This is a genomic window from Helicobacter sp. MIT 14-3879 (assembly GCF_003364125.1).
On the sequence record NZ_NXLP01000007.1, the window covers coordinates 16,565 to 34,750 of the forward strand.

Annotated in this window: 18 protein-coding genes; 4 read left to right on the forward strand and 14 right to left on the reverse strand. The window is 25.2% G+C overall.

The genetic code is table 11. The features are described 5' to 3' along the window. Positions 1-2 precede the first annotated feature (2 nt). The 3 genes from CQA44_RS05670 to CQA44_RS05680 form a co-directional block, all read right to left on the reverse strand. Positions 3-1,805: a hypothetical protein gene (locus CQA44_RS05670; RefSeq protein ID WP_115546314.1), complete on the reverse strand. Its 1,803-nt coding sequence runs from the start codon at positions 1,803-1,805 to the stop codon at positions 3-5. A gap of 287 nt (positions 1,806-2,092) precedes the next feature. Further along, a complete protein-coding gene (locus tag CQA44_RS05675; RefSeq protein ID WP_115546315.1) occupies positions 2,093-2,689 on the reverse strand; it encodes an NAD(P)/FAD-dependent oxidoreductase in 597 nt (198 codons plus the stop codon). 65 nt (positions 2,690-2,754) lie between these two features. Next, complete coding sequence (locus CQA44_RS05680; protein ID WP_258864915.1) at positions 2,755-3,138, reverse strand: GtrA family protein; 384 nt, start codon at positions 3,136-3,138, stop codon at positions 2,755-2,757. Between the two features lie 85 nt (positions 3,139-3,223). On the opposite strand from CQA44_RS05680, the gene CQA44_RS05685 reads away from it, so the two are divergent. Together CQA44_RS05685 and CQA44_RS05690 are read left to right on the forward strand one after the other, a co-directional pair. Beyond that, positions 3,224-4,087 (forward strand): radical SAM/SPASM domain-containing protein, encoded by an 864-nt coding sequence (locus tag CQA44_RS05685; protein ID WP_115546316.1) that lies wholly within the window; start codon positions 3,224-3,226, stop codon positions 4,085-4,087. Between the two features lie 55 nt (positions 4,088-4,142). Further along, entirely contained in the window at positions 4,143-5,276 is a 1,134-nt protein-coding gene (locus CQA44_RS05690; protein WP_115546317.1) for a hypothetical protein, read from the forward strand. Positions 5,277-5,278: 2 nt separating this feature from the next. Here the strand turns inward: CQA44_RS05690 and CQA44_RS05695 are convergent, their stop codons facing one another. From CQA44_RS05695 to murJ, 9 genes are all read right to left on the reverse strand, one after another. Then, positions 5,279-6,544, reverse strand: coding sequence for a homoserine dehydrogenase (locus CQA44_RS05695; protein ID WP_115546318.1), 1,266 nt, complete (start codon positions 6,542-6,544; stop codon positions 5,279-5,281). Then, positions 6,541-7,752 carry an LL-diaminopimelate aminotransferase gene (locus tag CQA44_RS05700; protein ID WP_115546319.1) on the reverse strand — a complete coding sequence of 404 codons (1,212 nt, stop codon included), beginning with the start codon at positions 7,750-7,752 and terminating at the stop codon, positions 6,541-6,543. Before CQA44_RS05700 ends, CQA44_RS05695 begins: the two co-directional genes overlap by 4 nt. 24 nt (positions 7,753-7,776) lie before the next feature. Beyond that, positions 7,777-8,595, reverse strand: a complete 819-nt coding sequence (locus CQA44_RS05705; RefSeq protein ID WP_115546320.1) for a hypothetical protein — start codon at positions 8,593-8,595, stop codon at positions 7,777-7,779. Further along, positions 8,589-9,533 (reverse strand): hypothetical protein, encoded by a 945-nt coding sequence (locus tag CQA44_RS05710; RefSeq protein ID WP_115546321.1) that lies wholly within the window; start codon positions 9,531-9,533, stop codon positions 8,589-8,591. Before CQA44_RS05710 ends, CQA44_RS05705 begins: the two co-directional genes overlap by 7 nt. Then, positions 9,530-10,222 (reverse strand): 23S rRNA (guanosine(2251)-2'-O)-methyltransferase RlmB, encoded by a 693-nt coding sequence (rlmB, locus tag CQA44_RS05715; RefSeq protein ID WP_115546322.1) that lies wholly within the window; start codon positions 10,220-10,222, stop codon positions 9,530-9,532. The genes CQA44_RS05710 and rlmB overlap by 4 nt, the downstream gene beginning before the upstream one ends. After that, complete coding sequence (gene rsmI / locus CQA44_RS05720; RefSeq protein ID WP_181881799.1) at positions 10,209-11,033, reverse strand: 16S rRNA (cytidine(1402)-2'-O)-methyltransferase; 825 nt, start codon at positions 11,031-11,033, stop codon at positions 10,209-10,211. The genes rlmB and rsmI overlap by 14 nt, the downstream gene beginning before the upstream one ends. A gap of 2 nt (positions 11,034-11,035) precedes the next feature. After that, positions 11,036-11,239, reverse strand: a complete 204-nt coding sequence (rpmE, locus tag CQA44_RS05725; RefSeq protein WP_115546324.1) for a 50S ribosomal protein L31 — start codon at positions 11,237-11,239, stop codon at positions 11,036-11,038. Positions 11,240-11,309: 70 nt separating this feature from the next. After that, entirely contained in the window at positions 11,310-12,713 is a 1,404-nt protein-coding gene (cysS, locus tag CQA44_RS05730) for a cysteine--tRNA ligase (protein WP_115546325.1), read from the reverse strand. Beyond that, the gene (murJ, locus tag CQA44_RS05735; RefSeq protein ID WP_115546326.1) at positions 12,700-14,151 is read right to left on the reverse strand and encodes a murein biosynthesis integral membrane protein MurJ; all 1,452 of its coding nucleotides are present in this window, start codon (positions 14,149-14,151) and stop codon (positions 12,700-12,702) included. Before murJ ends, cysS begins: the two co-directional genes overlap by 14 nt. 68 nt (positions 14,152-14,219) lie before the next feature. Between murJ and CQA44_RS05740 the strand changes: the two genes are divergently transcribed. Further along, entirely contained in the window at positions 14,220-16,019 is a 1,800-nt protein-coding gene (locus tag CQA44_RS05740; protein ID WP_181881800.1) for a flagellar assembly protein A, read from the forward strand. A gap of 24 nt (positions 16,020-16,043) precedes the next feature. Next, positions 16,044-16,592: a Holliday junction branch migration protein RuvA gene (gene ruvA, locus CQA44_RS05745; RefSeq protein WP_115546328.1), complete on the forward strand. Its 549-nt coding sequence runs from the start codon at positions 16,044-16,046 to the stop codon at positions 16,590-16,592. A gap of 6 nt (positions 16,593-16,598) precedes the next feature. Here ruvA and CQA44_RS05750 read toward each other — a convergent pair whose 3' ends face one another. After that, positions 16,599-17,222 (reverse strand): thiamine phosphate synthase, encoded by a 624-nt coding sequence (locus CQA44_RS05750; protein ID WP_115546329.1) that lies wholly within the window; start codon positions 17,220-17,222, stop codon positions 16,599-16,601. Next, complete coding sequence (locus CQA44_RS05755) at positions 17,222-18,181, reverse strand: TIGR01212 family radical SAM protein (RefSeq protein ID WP_115546378.1); 960 nt, start codon at positions 18,179-18,181, stop codon at positions 17,222-17,224. Before CQA44_RS05755 ends, CQA44_RS05750 begins: the two co-directional genes overlap by 1 nt. Positions 18,182-18,186 lie beyond the last annotated feature (5 nt).

Here is an 18,186-nt window from a genome sequence, read left to right on the forward strand (position 1 = left end):
TCCTACTCTTTATAGCAAATTATTTTTATATTATTATCTTTATTTAAGAGTTTTACTTTTTTAATCATATTATTTTTATTTGCATTAATATGATAACGATTTTCAGCTCCATAAAAGTTAATAAATCTAATATAAAAACCAACACTGCATTTATTTTCAAAAATAATTTCTATATTAAACATCTCTTCTTGCTTAGACTTAATGCTTTTACTAACTATTATTCTTTTTTGAGTTATATCTTCTAACAAACTATTAAATTTATCAAAAATTAAAGAAGAATAACTTGCTTTATCTTTATATTGATTTATGATCTCTTGCCAATTATATAGATTTGTATTTATTATACTAGCTAGATTTTTTTGTTCTAGATTTTTATAAATTAATTCATTATTATTTTTATGAGTATAAATAATATTTTTATCTAATATAAATATATTATTTAATCTATTTATATTTAAAAGTTTATTATTTAAGGAATCTAGTATTTCTTTTTGCTCACCATATAAACAAGGATATAGTATAAATTCATTATTCTCTCCTATAATATTCATAACACTTAATTTATTTTGGACAAAAAGCATATTATTTGACTGGATATTAAAGATTCTTCCATTTGTAAAATATATTTTTGACCCATTTAGATAATTGATAGATATATTGTCGCATTCTATATTTGCATTTTCGCAATATCTTATTTCTGCTTCTTTAGCTATTAACTTACCCTTTAGATTTAGAATTTGTGCTTTTTTGGCTTTTAAATTACTCTTAATATGTACTTGTCCATTAATAAAAAGATTTTTTGATGTAATATCAACTGCACCAATATTTCCAGTAATTTTTAGATTATCAATATTTAGGCTAATACCCGATGGTATGGCATCTCTTATTAGGGTTTCATTTTTAATAATTAGAGAATTAATGCCCTGCTCTTTAATATTTGTAGCATTTTTAGAATTTATATTATCTAAAACAATAGTATCTGAAATTATCATAACCCCACCAACTATTGATACATATCCATCTAATTCTGCTTTAAATATTATCTTATCATCTTCTTGCTCTACTTTTATACCATCACCTGCTTCTATACCTATTGGATAATATAGACCTACTCCATAAATATTTCCATATACATTTCTCCACATAGAATCATAAACAGGTTTTTTGTAGTCTAATAAAGTCTCTCCCTTTGTTACCCTAAAAAAACCACCATTTAGCAATAAACTATCGTGAGATAGGATAGAGTTTGTTTTATTTTTTGAGATTATTAGCTTTACTGCTGGTTTTTTAATGCTAGGCTCTTTTAGTTTTGAAATATCAATAGTATAGTATTCAGGTTGAACTTCACTACCCTTCATTTTATTCACTATTTCTAAAATACTACTTTTTAAATCATTCCATCCAAGATTGATTATAATATCCCTATAAGCACAAATATTTAATATAGTATTATAAATTATCTCTTCCAAGTTCCCGTGTTGTGGAATCCTTTGTGTATAAATTAATGCTTTTAGTTCGGTATTATTGTCATTTGATTGAACTTGAATTAGTATAGGATAAAATGAACTTTTACGAAGAAACACCTCTATTATATAATCTTGTGTTATAGTATAGTTTGTATCTATATAAGAATCTATATTATCTATTTCTACTCTAATATCAGAATCTTTTATTATATAAGTTTTATATGATATTAATGAATAATCAAGTGATAATACATTTATCTTATTTTCTGATGCAAAACTTTGAAGTATAGACTTTATATTTTTGCCATTTCTTATATATTTATTATTTTTATTATTCAATTCTCTAAAAACCCTATATCTTTAAATTTTGCCATTATACAAAAATTATTGAGTATAATTTACTGAATTTATAATATTCAATGCAATAAAATCAAATATTTTAAGGTATTATAAAAATAAAATTAATTATAGAATCTATATATTTCACTTTTCCTTAATAGCTTCTAGTTTCAAAGCAATATAAGTTAGCAATTTATTAACACTTATAAAAATAATTTATAATTTTTATTATTTATTTTAAAGCTTATCTATAAAAATTTTAGATTCTACACTCTAAAATAGTAATATTATTTTCTTGAAGTAGGTGTATCGTGTGGCGTTACAATTACACCTTTTATATCACTTAATAAAGCACAAGCAGCCTCACTAGCACTACCCATAGCAGTAGTTACCATAGAAGTTACTCCAGAAGCAATACCAGCAACATAAATACCTTCTTTTACCTCTTGTCTATTTTTATACTCAAGGCGAATTTTATTTGGCTTGGAAATTAGAGTATGTTCTTTTACTATATTACCCAAACCTTTGATATTAAAAGAATTAGCACCAGTAGCTAAAATAATATAATCACTTTCTATATTAATACCCTCACCTATGACTTTCAAATTACCCTTAGAACCACTTATTTCATCAACTCTTCCACTAATATAATTTACATTTAATAAAGAATTAATTTGTTCTTTTGTGTTTTGTATTATCTCTTTACCAATTATTCCTTTTGGAAATAATGGAGTATTATAAATTGCTACAAGATTTAAGTCTGCTTTACCCTCATCAATTATATTTATTTCAAAGTCTAATTCATTGTTTTTAGCAGATGCTAAAACTAATGCGGAAGTAAGACCAGCAATACTACCACCAATAATTGTTACTCTTTTTTTCACATTTTATCCTTTAAATATTAAAAATTATTAATTTTGAAAGGGGAGAATTATAATATAAGAAAATATTAATATTTCTTAAATACAATAAATCTACTTAAAAAATATCCGCTAATTGTATAAAAAACCCCAGCAATTACTTGAGAGATATACTTATTAACTCCAAAACTTCTATAACAAATAATTAATATTATTAAGTTTATTAAATAAGCAATAGTCATTAAAAAAACAAATTTAGAAAAATCATTTTTATGTGAATTTTTACTTTCAAATGTAAAATGCTTATTTAAAAAGTAAGATAATATAACGCCACAACAATAACCAATAAAATTTGCTATTTCTGGTGAAACTTTAAAATACATTAAAGTAAAAATTATTATGTATCCAAAAATCGTATTAACAACTCCAACTAAAAGATATTTAATTAATGAGTATTTAAAGATTTTTTTCAAATTATTTCCTTGAGCATTTTTAAATAATTAGAGATATTTATAAGATATTTTGTAATTTTAACTAGATTCTAGTTAGAATCTAAAAATGAAATTCAAAAAAATATATATAGAAATAAGTGATATTTGCAAACTTAATTGTTCATTTTGCACTGCTATCAAAGAAACTCGTGGAATTATGAATTTAGAGCTTTTTCAAAAAGCTATAAATGAGGCAAAAAAACATACAAATCTTGTAACATTTCACATATTAGGAGACCCACTAAAAATTAGTAATCTAATAAAATACTTAGATATTGCATATAAAGCTTCTTTAAAAGTAGAATTAACTACAAGTGGAGTATTTTTAGATGATTTTAATATTTTATTACACCCATCAATAAAGCAAATAAATTTTTCTCTTGATGCAATAGTTGAGCTGAAAAATAAATTTGAATTACTTGATAGAGTAATAGATTTTTGTAAATTTAAGATAAAAAATGATTCTAAAATATTTATAAATCTTAGAATACAAAAAAGAGCTAGAAATAAAGATGTACTAGAAGTTTTACAAAATAAATTTAATATAGAAGAAAATTTAAAAAATAATTTGATTGATGAAAATGAAGGTAGAATAAAAATTTATAATAAAATTATTATTGATTTTAGAGATACCTTTATATGGAAAGAACTTAACACTAAAGGTTACAATAATCAACAAAATAATAATCTAAAAGCTGTAAATGGAACCTGTTTTGCTTTAGATAGTCATATTGGAATATTATCAAATGGTATTGTTGTGCCTTGTTGCATTGATATAGGCGGAAATATACCATTAGGTAATATTGCTAATAGCTCTATTTATGATATTTTACAGACAAAAAAAGTAAAAGACATAAAAGAGGGTTTTAAGAAAAATATAATAATAGAAGATTTATGTAAAATATGTGATTATAGAAGAAAATTTGATTAATATATTATTTTTGTCGATTTATATTTTTCATTTTTTATTTTGCAGAGGAATTAGCTTGAAAATCTTTAAAAATCTTTTTTTAAGCCTTATCTTAATAGCATCGTTACTGCAAGCTGGAGATATTAATGTTTGGGGACACGCTGGCATTTCTAGTCAATGGCAGTTAAGTGGTAAAAACAATAAAAATTATTCAGGAGTTAGTGCATCTATTGGCTTTGATGCAGTATTTAGTAATGGAATTTCTTTTGGGTTTGGAGCATGGGGAGCATACCCTGTATATCGACAAAATAATGTAGAAAAAAATATATATAGATCATATGGAATAATTAGTGATTTATATTTTGCATATTCTGATATTAACTATCAAATGGCAATAGGAAGATATGATACAAGCAATCTAAAATATGAATGGTTTAGTGGTTATAATGAAGGCTTATCAATATCAGCAAATATACTTGATTTTATGAAAATATGGGGCTTATATTCTTACGAGCAAACATTGCAATTTAGAAAAACCAATAGAGAGACTTATGGACAAATAAATGCTCTATGGAACTACGATAAACATAGCTCAAATATAGATTCTAAAAGAGATGAGCACTTAATAGCATTTGGATTTGATTTTACTATTAGCGAATATTTTCATTTCTCACCCTATGCTTATTTTGTGACCAATAATTTTGGAGCTACAGGATTTACCTCTAATTTAATATTTGGTGATACTTCCAAGTTCTATTCTAATACTATGTTTAAATATACTTTTTTAGATAGCTTTAAAGGTCCTAAGCTATTAGGACAATTATTTTTGATTGATCAAGAGTTTGGATATGATTGGTTTAAATTTGGTGGTGGATATTATAAAACACTACAAGATGGAGTTCAAGCATTAACTTATTATGGTGATACTTCTAGATTCTATGGATCCGTAATTACTCCTAATAATGATAATAAAGCAAGTGGAGAGTATTTCGGGACAAATCAATCTACTTGGTATGTATTCTTAGGAGCTAGACATAAAAGATTTAAGATTGATATTTTATATGCTGGTGGTGGATATAAAGAATTATCTGTATTGGCTTCTATCATATTATTTAATCATCTTGAATTTGGTGGTGGATATGTAGATTTAGCAAATATAGGAGATAATAAAAGAAATTACCTTACAGCATTTATAAAAGCTGTTTGGTAAATTTACTCCTCTATCCTTATCATAAATGGTTTATTATTAACAACATCTAATTTATATAAAGAATCTAAAGCTTTTTTCATATTTAATTCATTGCTTTTATGGGTAGATAATAATAAAGTAGCATAACTTTTATCATTAGATTCTTTTTGTATTAACATTTTAATTGAAATATTATTTTCTCCTAAAGTGGATGTTATTTTAGCTAATGTACCTGCTTTATCTAATACTTTTAGACGCAGGTAATACCTACTTTCTATACTATTTATATCTCTTAAAACAAGCCCACTTTCAAGTGATTTTTTAAAGCCTAACATTGGAGATGATTTACTTCTTATTATTTCTATTAAATCTCCTACAACAGCACTAGCAGTAGCATTTCCACCTGCTCCAGCACCATAATACATAGTCTCTCCTACATTATCACCTATAACGCTAATTCCATTCATTACTCCAGATACTTTGCTAATCATTTCATTTTGATTAATCATAGCAAGATGAACCCTTAGTTCAACCTCATTATCAATCCTCTTTGCTATTGCTAAAAGCTTAATTTTATATCCAAATTCATTTGCAAAAAATATATCATCTTGAGAAATATTGGAAATACCATCTATTAATATATCTTCAGGCATAGCATTAATTCCATAAGCAATAGATGATAATATAATTAACTTATGGGCTGTATCAAATCCATCAATATCAAGGCTTGGATTAGCCTCTGCATAGCCTAATTTCTGTGCTTTTTTTAAGCATTCTTCAAATGTTATATTTTCATTTGTCATTTTTGTTAATATATAATTGCAAGTTCCATTTAAGATACCACGAATGCTTAAGATATGATTTGCACTAAGCCCATCTTTTAATGCTTTAATTATTGGGATTCCACCTGCTACACTTGCTTCAAATCCTATATTATCTGATATATTTTGTAAATCAAGTCTATGATAAGCGAGCATTGCTTTATTTGCAGTTATAAGTGCTTTATTATTTTTTAGGGCTTTTTTTGCTACTTCATAAGCAGTATCTATACCACCCATTAATTCTATTACTATATTAATTTCTTCATCTTCTAAAATATCATCTATATTAGTGCTTAGTGGAATCTTTATATCTTTACTGGTTTTACTAATATCTCTAACAACACCTTTTTTTATTATTATATTTGCACCTGCTCTAGCAGATATAAGGTCTTTATTTTTTTCAAGTAATAAAATGGTAGCACTACCAACAGTGCCTATACCAATAATGCCTATATTTATAGTTTTCATTTTTTAAATTTTTGAAAAAAATTTTTAAGGTTTTTAGAAGCTTGTCTAATTCTTTTATCATTTTCGATTAATGCAATTCTAACATACCCTTCCCCATTCTCTCCAAAGCCAACTCCAGGGCTAAATGCCACCTTTGCTTCTTGTAAAATCCTTTTACAAAATTCTAGACTTCCTAAATGTAAATAATCATTAGGAATTTTAGCCCATACAAACATACTAGCTTTTGGTTTATTTACTTCCCAACCAATAGAATTAAAGCTTTTAATTAAAACTTCCATTCTATGTTCATATTTAGATTTTATTTCTTCTACACAATCTTGTTCTCCATCTAATGCTATGGTAGCTGCAATTTGAGTTGGATTATGCATACCATAATCAATCCAACTCTTAATTTTCTGTAAAGCTTCAATCATCTTTTTATTTCCAACTACAAAACCAACTCTCCAACCAGCCATATTGTAAGTTTTAGAAAGTGTATAAGTTTCAACAGCAACATCTTTTGCACCATCTACTTCAAAGATAGAAGGGGTTTTAAAATCACCAAAACAAAGTTCAGCATAAGCAATATCACTAATAATATAAAACCTTTCTTGTTTTGCTATGCTAACTAATCTTTCATAAAATTCTTTTTTAACAATAGTAGTAGTTGGGTTATGTGGAAAATTAACAACTACAAATTTTGGCTTTGGAAAAGCACTTTTAATGCTTTTCTGTAAATCATTAAAGTAAGATTCTATATCTAAATACATTTCATTATCCCATTTTATAGGAAGATTTATTACATTTGCACCATTTAAAATAAAAGCATAATAATGTATTGGATAAGCAGGAGAACATACTATGGCGTTATCACCGGGATTTGTTATTGCTTGAATTAAATGCACATATCCCTCTTTTGAACCCATAGTAGCACACACTTCAGTATCTGGGTTTAATGAAACATTATACTTTCTTTTATACCAATTACTAACTGCGAGCCTTAACTTATAAATTCCTTTACTAACAGAATATCCGTGATTTTTAGGTTTTTTTGCTGCTTCACATAATTTATTAATAATATGCTCGGGTGTAGGACCATCTGGATTTCCCATACTAAAATCTATAACATCTTCACCATTTCTTCTCATTTGCAATTTTATTTCATTAATACTCGCAAAGACATATTTTGGAAGCCTTTTTATTTTATTAAATTCTATTTCATCAAACATTTTATCTCTTTTATTATTTTTTTATTATCTTAATTTAACATTTATACCTGATTTTAGATTAACATCAGATATAGAATCTTTAATTTTAATAAATTTTGTATTGTTAATGATACTTACATTAAAGCTACTTCTTTTACTAAGCTCTTGCACATCAAGTATATTTAGATTCCTATCAAAAAATATTATCTTAGGATTAAAAGACTTATTATTTAGAGTTGATACTTCTAATCTACCCTTAGCTCCAACTTCTAACCAATATTGTCCTGTAACCTCAGAAATATCTAGGCTATTTCCATTTGCTATAAAAGTAGAATCTGGTATTTTAGAATCTGTTAATACTAAATTATATTCCCATTCATTTTGGGTATTTTGAGCAATATTTATACTAGCAAATCCACTTTTAGCAAGTTCATTTAGCATTATTAACGGATCTATTATATGTTCTGTAGTTAAAGATATTTTTATTTTTGATATATCTTCTATATATTCTACTTCACTTGGAAGCCAATAAGAATATCCCATATAAGATAAACTCTGATTTATTGCTTTAAGTAAAAATATTGGGCTAGTTTGAGCAATAAATATTGCATTAAATTCCTGTGGAGCTTTAAATTTTAACTTTAATAATCCATTATTTTTTAGCGTAGAAATAACTTTGTATATATCAAGATTTCCATTTTTATAGAAACTATCTTTTGATGAGAATAGTTTATTAATAAAACTTTTATTTCTAATATAAGAATTTTCACCTATTAGGTTAATAACTTTAGTGTCTATGGCACTTAGATTATTTTCAGCATATACTATTACAAATAATAATGCAAATATGAATATTCTTACCACTCTTCACCTCTATTTAATTCTAAAAATTCCTGTTTGCTTATTTCTTTAAATCCACTTTGGTCGGTATATAAGAAATATTTATTATCACCACCGATATATTGTTTTGATATATTATTTCCTTTTAAATCAAAATAGCTATGACCTGTCCTTATTATTTTATTTTCATCTAATTTTATTGTATATTTATCCGATGTTGAGATTTGTTTTTTCTTATATGTTTGTAAGTCAATTACACCTATCCAAAGAGGCTCTTTTGGAATTATTGTAATTTCATTAGTATTTATTATATTAGATTCTGCAATATTAAGGTTATCATTAGAAGTTTCTTCTTTATCATCTTTATTAGCATTATCCATTAGGTTATCTTCTTTTTGTAGAGTATTTTCTATTTCATTCTCAATCTCATCATTATTTACTAAATTAGAGTTATTATCAACAATAGTAGAATTATTTTCTAAAGTAGAATTATCATCACTATATTCTTTATTTTCATAAAAAACTTCTTTATTGTCTAAATTATTAGTTGCGGGGGATATTTTTTTAGCTTTGCTTAATAAAAAATTATTATATGCAAAATATAAAACAAATAATAATATTAAAATGAATAATAAAATCACTAATTTTGGGTATAAAGTATCTTTTTTACTGCTATCAATTGGAATACTAATTTTATTGTTAATATTATCTTGGCTAGAATCTTCTTTAATTTCATCTTGTTTTAACTCATTTTGTTTATGATATTCTTCATACGCACTAGTCCATTCACTCATATCAATATTAAATTCTCTTTGTATAATTTGAATAAATCCTTTTGCTCTGGTGTTATCAAAACTATTAAATTCACATTCAACAATATTTTTTATCTTGTCTTGTGTAATTCTCGTTCTAGTACTTATTTTGTCAATACCTATACTCTTTAACTCATCAATACATTTCATTTTCTAACCATCCTATACATTAAAATTCCTGCTGCAACAGATACATTTAAAGAATTAAAATTTTTCATACTAATTGATAAAACTAAGTCCATTTTAGCTAAAAGTCTATTTGATAGACCCTCACCCTCATTTCCTAAAAATAATGCCCATTTTTTATTACCTAAATTTGGTAAATCTAATATATCTTTACCTTTCATATCAGAACCAAAAATGCTAAAACCTCCTAATTTAAGCTCATTTATTAGACTTAAAGAGTTTTTATAAATAATATATGGCATATCAAAGAATGCGCCACTGCTAGTTCTTGCCACCCCACTTTCATTAAATGAATTTGTAGAGATTATTAAATCCACTCCAAAAGCATAGGCTGAGCGGAATATTGAACCAATATTGCCTATATCACTTATCCCAACAAGAACTATTATTTTACTAGAATCTTTTAAAAAATTAAAGCTAGATTTTATTAAATTAACTTTTAATATAAATCCTTGATGATTGCCACCTTTAGCTAAAGCTTGCATCTTTTTAGAATCTAATTTTATAATTGGCTTATTTAATTTTGCAAATTTATTAAATAAAATTTTATTTATTTCTTTGCAAAAATATATCTCTTCAATAATATCACTATGACTATCTAAAACGTATAAGCAGGTTTGCTTACCAAAAATTATTAATTTATTTTCTTTCATTTGTTTTATTGATAATTTCGTTATAACAATCTTGTATGCTCTTATCTGTAAGTTTTGAATATAATTTAGCTTTTATTTTTGGTGGTAAAGATAATTCATTAATATCATTAATATTTAAGCTTTTTTGCTTTATTTTTCCACTAGAAACAATAACTACCCATTCCCCATTAATATTTTTATTTTTAAGTTCACTATATACTTCATTAACACTGCCAAAATAAAATTTCTCGTGTAATTTTGTCATTTCTTTTACAAGAAATATCCTTCTTTGTGGAGAAAATTTATTTAATAATTCCATAGTATCCAAGATTCTATGCGTAGATTCAAAAAAAATTGTATTAAGAGTGGAATCTAATGCAAAATTTATGAATTTAATTCTATCTTGAAGCTTATGTGGAATAAATTCTAAGAATCTAAACCCACCTTCAAATCCACTTAATGCCATTGCAGAAATTGCACTATTAGCACCAGGCAATATGGTATATGGAAGTTTATTTTGTTGCATAAATTGAATTAGCTTTACACCCGGGTCACTAATGCAAGGAGTTCCTGCATCGCTCATATAAATTACATCATTTAGAAAATAGTCCTTTGGTAAAGCATAAATCCTAGAAATTTCATTATGTGAGTGAAGCGAAGTATAATTAAAATCTATTTTCTTAATATAACCTCTTGAATATAAAAGATTTATTAGTTTTTTTGTAACCCTAGTATCTTCACATAGAATCTCTTTGCAAGATTCTAGTATTTCTAACGCCCTAATACTAATATCAGAAATATTTCCTATTGGAGCTGCAAGTAGATATAGCAAAATTACTTCATTTTATATTTTTGTTTAAATTTCTCTACTCTTCCTGCACTATCAGTAATTTTATCACTACCTGTATAAAATGGATGGCAAAATGATGAAATATCAATTTTTAATTCACTTTTATTGCTTAAAACCTCAATTGTTTTTCCACTTGTAACACAAGTAACCTTACAAGGTATATATTCTGGGTGGATTCCTTTTTTCATTAATTACACCTTAATATTAAATTGAAACTTAGGATTGTATTTAAAAATACTTTAATTTTAAATAAAACTTTTATTGTTGGCGATACTCCCAAACTACTCCATCTTTTGTGTCTAATAAAAATATATTTTTAGATTTTAATTCATCTCTAATTTTATCACTTAAGGCGTAATCTTTATTTCTTTTTGCTTGATTTCTTAACTCTATTTGCTCATTAATGTATTTTTTCATCTTATCATTTACACCTAAATGAAAATAATCTATTGCATTCTTATGTCCAACTCCTAAAACTTCATTTATTAATATTATATTTGATATTGCTTTTTGTTTTATAAGATTATCTTTTGGATTCTTATCTAGCATTTCATTATAAGTAGAAATCATAGAATCTACAATACTAAGAGCAATTGAAATATTCATATCATCATTTAATGCTTGTAAAAACTCTTCTTTAAAATTAGAATCTATAATATTTTCAGTGATATTTACCTGCTCTAATCTTTTTTTAAATCTATAAATTTTGTCTAATCTTTTTTTACTCTGCAATAAATCTTCATTTGAAAAATGAAGTGGAGCACGATAATGAGTATTAAGTAAGTAAAATCTTAAAATCTCACCATCATAAATTTTTAATGCGTCTTTAATAAAAAAGCTATTTCCTAAACTTTTGCTCATTTTCTCACCATTTATATTTACAAATCCATTATGAATCCAATATTTTGATAATTCAATATTATTAGCACAACGGCTTTGAGAAGCTTCATTTTCATGATGAGGAAATAATAAATCGCTGCCACCAGCGTGAATATCAATAGAAAATTTTTCATTTTTGTATGATAAGTGTTTATCAATCATTGCACTACACTCTATATGCCAACCCGGACGACCTCTACCAAATGGTGAATCATAGGCTATTTCATTATCAATTATCTTCCATAATGCAAAATCTCTAATATCTTTTTTATACTCATTCTCATTAATTCTACTAAAAGATTCTATATTAGTCCTACCAGATAAACTACCATATTTAGAATCTTTATTAACATTCATATAAATATCTCCATTTTTAGCTACATAAGCTTTAGAAGAGTCTAGTAATTTTTTAATCATTGCAAAAATAGCATCTAAATTTTGGCTTACTTTTGGCTCTAAATTTGCCCTCTTAACTCCTAATGCCTCCATATCATCTAAATAATTTTTAATATAAGTTTGGGTTATTTCATTAATATCTTTAGAGCTTTCTTTGCATTTTTGAATAATCTTATCATCAATATCTGTAAAATTTCTAACAAACATTACTTTATATGAATTAGCACTTAATACTCTTCTAAGTAAATCAAATGTAATAGCACTTCTAGCATGTCCTAAATGTGCATTATCATAAACTGTTGGACCACAAAGATAGATTCTAACTTCATTTGGAATGATTGATTCAAACTTTACTTTTTTCTTTTTCACACTATCAAATATGAACATAAAATCCCCCAAAATTAATAAAATGTTTTAAAAAATACAAAATAATATATTCTACAAAAAGAATAACTATAAGTAAAATTAACATTTTTTTATTATTAATAATAATTTTAAACTTTTTTATCCCAAAATAAAAAATTGTAAGGATAAATAAAATAAAACCAGCAATAGAAGATGAAAGTGCTAATCCTAATGCACCAAAAGGTTTCATTAAGATTAATGAAAATACAACCCCACATATTAAAGATATTGCAGAAATTTTTGCTGCCAAGGCTTGTTTTTTATAAGAATATAACCACAAAGAAAAAATCCTAGCTAATCCGAAAGGTAAAAGCCCTATTAAATATGCTACAAATATATTTGCAACTTCAAGAGTATCTTTTCTTAAAAATTTACCTCTTTCAAATAACAAATAAATTATTTCATTTTTTAAGGCAATCCCACCAACAACACAAATACTAAGGCTAAATAAAAGTATAAAAAAGGCATTTTTTAATAATTTTAATGCTTCAAATTCATTAGAATTATTTATCATTTTAGCAACCATAGGAAACAATGCTGTGCTAATAGCTATGGCAAAAAGTGCAAGTGGAAGCTGAAAGATTCTATTTGCATAATATAAATATGAAACTGAACCACTTATTAAAAATGAAGCTAAGAGTGTATCGATAAATGAGGCTATCTGTGCAGTAGAGCTACCTAATAGTGCAGGGAAAAATTGAGCGAAAAAACTTATAATATCTTTTTTAATATTATTGATTTTTAATTTATCTTTATATTTTATAATTAAATATAATTCCCTAAATCCTAAAATAAAAAGCTTTATAAATTTTAACTTATATAATGAATAGCAATGCAGTAAAATTTGTAAGATTCCACCAATTAATACACTATAACTCAAAAAATACACTATTACATAGGTATCTTTATCCTTTGCTATAAATAATGCTACTATCATTGTAATATTTAAAAGTGCTGTATTATACGCACTAACCCAAAAATTATCTCTATATTGTAAAAGAGAGCTAAAAAAATTTACACAAAAAATTAAACATAAATACCAAAAATTTATAGCAACAATTGGCTTTGCAAGTTTTATAGTCTCATCATTAAATCCATAGGCTAAAATTTTTGTAAAAAATCCATTAAAAATACAAACTAAAATACTAAAAAAAACTAGAAAAATAAAAAATATTAAAAATATTGCAACGCTAAATTGAGCTTTTTTTTTAACACTAATAAAACTTGGTAGAAAGCTTTGAGTAAAAGCTCCTTCAGAAAAGACCCTCCTAAATAAATTTGGAAATTTAAAGGCAACAAAAAAAATATCACTATAAACTCCAGCACCTAAAACTAAAGCCATTGATAAATCTCTAATAAAGCCAAATATACGGGAACATAAGATTCCACTGCTATTTGTTAAAAAAGCTTTTTTAAACAATTTTTTAAGCCCTTTGATATTAAAATTTTAAAAATAGATTCTACAATAAATAATGTTAAGGAAAAATTTTGCAACAAACAAAACTAATTAAGGATATTGAAAACATCCCTGAATTGCTTGATAATATAAGTCTTAAGATAAATACTCCATCGCAAAATTTAGAAATTGCAATTGTTAGTTATAAAACTTTTGTTAAAAGTAAGGATTCTACTACTTTTCAATCATTGAAAAATAATTTAATAAATGATACTTTGTTTGAGAATAAAGAAAATATTTTTAAACAAACTTATGATATTGTAATTCATAAAGTATCAAATGAAGATAACAAGTTTAGTTTAGAAATAAAAGATAATGCACAAAGTTTAGATATAGTTTTTTTAAAAGGTTTTATTCCACCAAAAAATATAAGTGAATTTGAAGCTTTAGTAACTAAAATCAATTCATTTAAACTGAAAAATAAAATATTATTAAAAGAATTAGATAAAGAAAAAAATGCACTTTTAGAATATATAAAAACTATGAAATCTCCAATAGAAGAATCTAATAATTTTACTTTATCTAGTGCGAAAAACTTTATAGACTCCAAAGATTCTAAATTGATCTTTAGTATAAAAGAGGTTGATATAGCTAAAAAAAATATTATATGTGTAAAAGAAAATGAATTAATTTGTAAATTTTATCTTGCAAGTAACGGCAAGTCTGGTAGGAATCTAAGAGGAGAATATATAATTCCCAAGGAAAAAACTTCAAATCCTCCTTCATTTGGTGAAAATATTAAAGAGATACAAGAGGATTTATTAAATAAATATATAGCTAAAAAAAGTGGATTTATAATATTTGAGAATAATAATTTTTCATTTTGTAATGAGTTAAGTTTGCAAAATATAGAAATTAAAGACAATTATAATTTTGTAGGAGATTTAGATAGTGATACAAAACTAACAATAGTTGCAAAAAATGAGCTTGAAGATGCAATAAAAAATGGAGTAACAATAAGGGCAAATAAAGTTAATGTTAATGGTAATATTGCTACAAATACAAGTATATATGCAAGAGAGCTTAATATAAAAGGACAAACACATAAACAAAGCACTATTATTGCAGATAATGCAAATATTAATGTGCATAAGGGAAATTTAGTGTCATCATTTGCCAAAATTAATAGCCTTGATGGAGGTAATATTATAAGTGATGATTTAGAAATATTAAAAGCAAATGGTGGAGAAATAGAATCTAATAATATAAATATATTAGAGCTTTATTCTAATACTAATATAAGATTTGCAAATAAATTGATAATTGATACACTAAAAGGTGGAGGTAATAAAATAACCTTCACTCCACTTGCAAATAAAAGTAATAAAAAAAGAATAGAACAGCTACTAAAAGATTTAGATACTCAAATATTAAAAGAAAAAGAGCTATCTTTAAAGCTAAATACACTTATATATAAATATAACAAATACCAACAAACTGCAAAAAATCTCAAAAATCAAATAGATGAAAATAATAAAAATGATAAACAAATACCAAGCTATATATTAAAAAATTACAATATATTTTTACAAATAGTAGAATCTATAAAAATCAATAAAAAAGAAATATTAAAAATATCTAAAGATAAAAACTACATTACTAATACGATAAAAGACTATCAAAAAACTATTTTTGATGCAGAATTTCTATGTAAAGATGGTTGGTTGAAATATAATGATATTATTTTTGAATTAGTTATTCCTAAATTATCACAAACAACGACTATTATAAAAGGTATAGGAAGATATTATTTTAATGTCGAAGAAAAAAAAATCATTCATCAAAAAATCTTTAAAAATAATGAAAAAAAGATTAAGAATCAAGGATTCTAAAAATTTTTATTTGAGAGGTTAAATATGATAGCAGGACTTATTGGAAATGTGTATCAAAAAAATATTTCTAATGTATTATTTAATGTAAATGGAGTAATTTATGAGATAAATATGTCTTTAAAATCAATTTCTAAGATAAAAGAAAATGATACTTTATTAATTACTCAAATAATTCGAGAAGATAGTATAAATTTATATGGATTTTTAGACAAAGATGAAAAAAACTTATTTGATAATCTAATAAAAATAAATGGCATAGGACCAAAGGTGGCTATTAGTATTTGTAGTTCATTTAATCCAAATGAATTTATTAGTATAGCAAATAGTAATGATTTTAATACTCTTAAAAAAGTTCCTGGCATTGGCGAGAAAATGGCAAAGAGAATTATTGTTGAGATAAGTGGTAAAATAGTGGTGGATGATAGTAATTTATCTAGCAACAAAAGAGATGCAATAAATGCTATGGAGATTCTTGGGTTTAAAAATACAGATATTTTAAAAGCATTAGAAAATATAGAATCTAATAATACAGAAGAAATTATTAAAGAAGCATTGAAAAAACTTCAAAAATAAATTATATTATAATTTATTTTCATATATTATATTTTTAATTTTATATATATTTTCTTTTATATCTCCTATCCAAATTGAGCTTATCATAGCTATCATATCTATATTTTTTATAAACCTTACATTAGAGGCATTTATCCCACCAATAGCACATATTTTAATATCTAATTTGCTTCTTGCTTCTTTTAATATTTCATATCCTATAACAATAGATTTTGTTTTTGTTGGACTTTGAAAGATACTACCAAAGGCAACATAATCAGCCCCTAAATTTTGATATTCTAAAGCTTTACTTATATCACCATAGCAAGAAACCCCAATATTCCCTTTAAATATAGAACAAATATCATAAAAAGGCATATTTAAATCACCTTTTCCTAGATGAAGCCCACAAGATATTTTGCTATCTTGAAGTCTAAGAGCAAGATTTATTCTATCATTAATTATAAATGAAGCATTGTTTTTACTGCAAATTTCACCTAATTCACAACATAAGTTAAAAATAGCATTATCATTTAAATTTTTATCTCTAAATTGAAAAATACTAACACCACTTTTAAGTGCAATATCAAGCATATCTGGAAGTTTATTATATGGTGTTAGTTCATTATGGCTTATTGCATAAATTTGCATTAATAAACAATCTTTGCTTGAAGTAATTTTTCTCTAATATAGGACATTTGTATATTTTTATCAAAACACCAAAGTGGTGCAACGAGACTATCATCGTGTGCTCCAGCTGAAATTCTCTGCACTACAATATTATTTGGCATTATTTGTAAAGATTTTACTATCAAATCAGTGTATTCTTGTAAGGTAATTGGAGTATATTTACCTACATCATACATTTTTTCCATAATAGTATCTTTTACAATATAAAGTGGGTGAATCTTAATTCCATCAATACCCCAGCTTATCACTTCATTTAATGATTCTAGCATCATATTAGAATCTTCTTTTGGTAATCCATAAATCAAATGAACACATACTTTAATGCCATAAGATCTAGTTTTAGCTACCAATTCTTTAGCTCCCTCTATACCATGTCCTCTATTAATTAGCTTCAATGTAGAATTAAAAATTGACTGAATCCCATATTCAAGCCAAATTTCTTTTCCATTTTTGACATATTCTCCTAATAATTCTAATACATTATCCTCTACACAATCTGTCCTAGTTCCAATAGATAATCCAATTACATTTTGAAGTCTCAAAGCTTCATCATATAAAGTTTTTAGAGTATTATATGGAGCATAAGTATTACTAAAAGATTGAAAATAAACCATATATTTATTGGTATCAAATTTATCTTTATGATGGCTTGAGTGCATATTAAATTGATTTTTTAATGTTTCTAATTGTTCATTTATAATAGTATTTTCTTTTAACTGAAAATTCATAGTTATATTTGTCTTTGGTAAATTTTGCAATGATGGAGAAAATGTCTCATTTTTACAATATGTGCAACCACCTTTTGCAACACTGCCATCAATATTTGGGCAAGTAAAACCTTGTAATGAAATTGGTATTTTTCTAACTCTTTGTTTATATTTTGATTTAAAATATCTTCCTACTGTGAGTATCTGCTTCATATTAA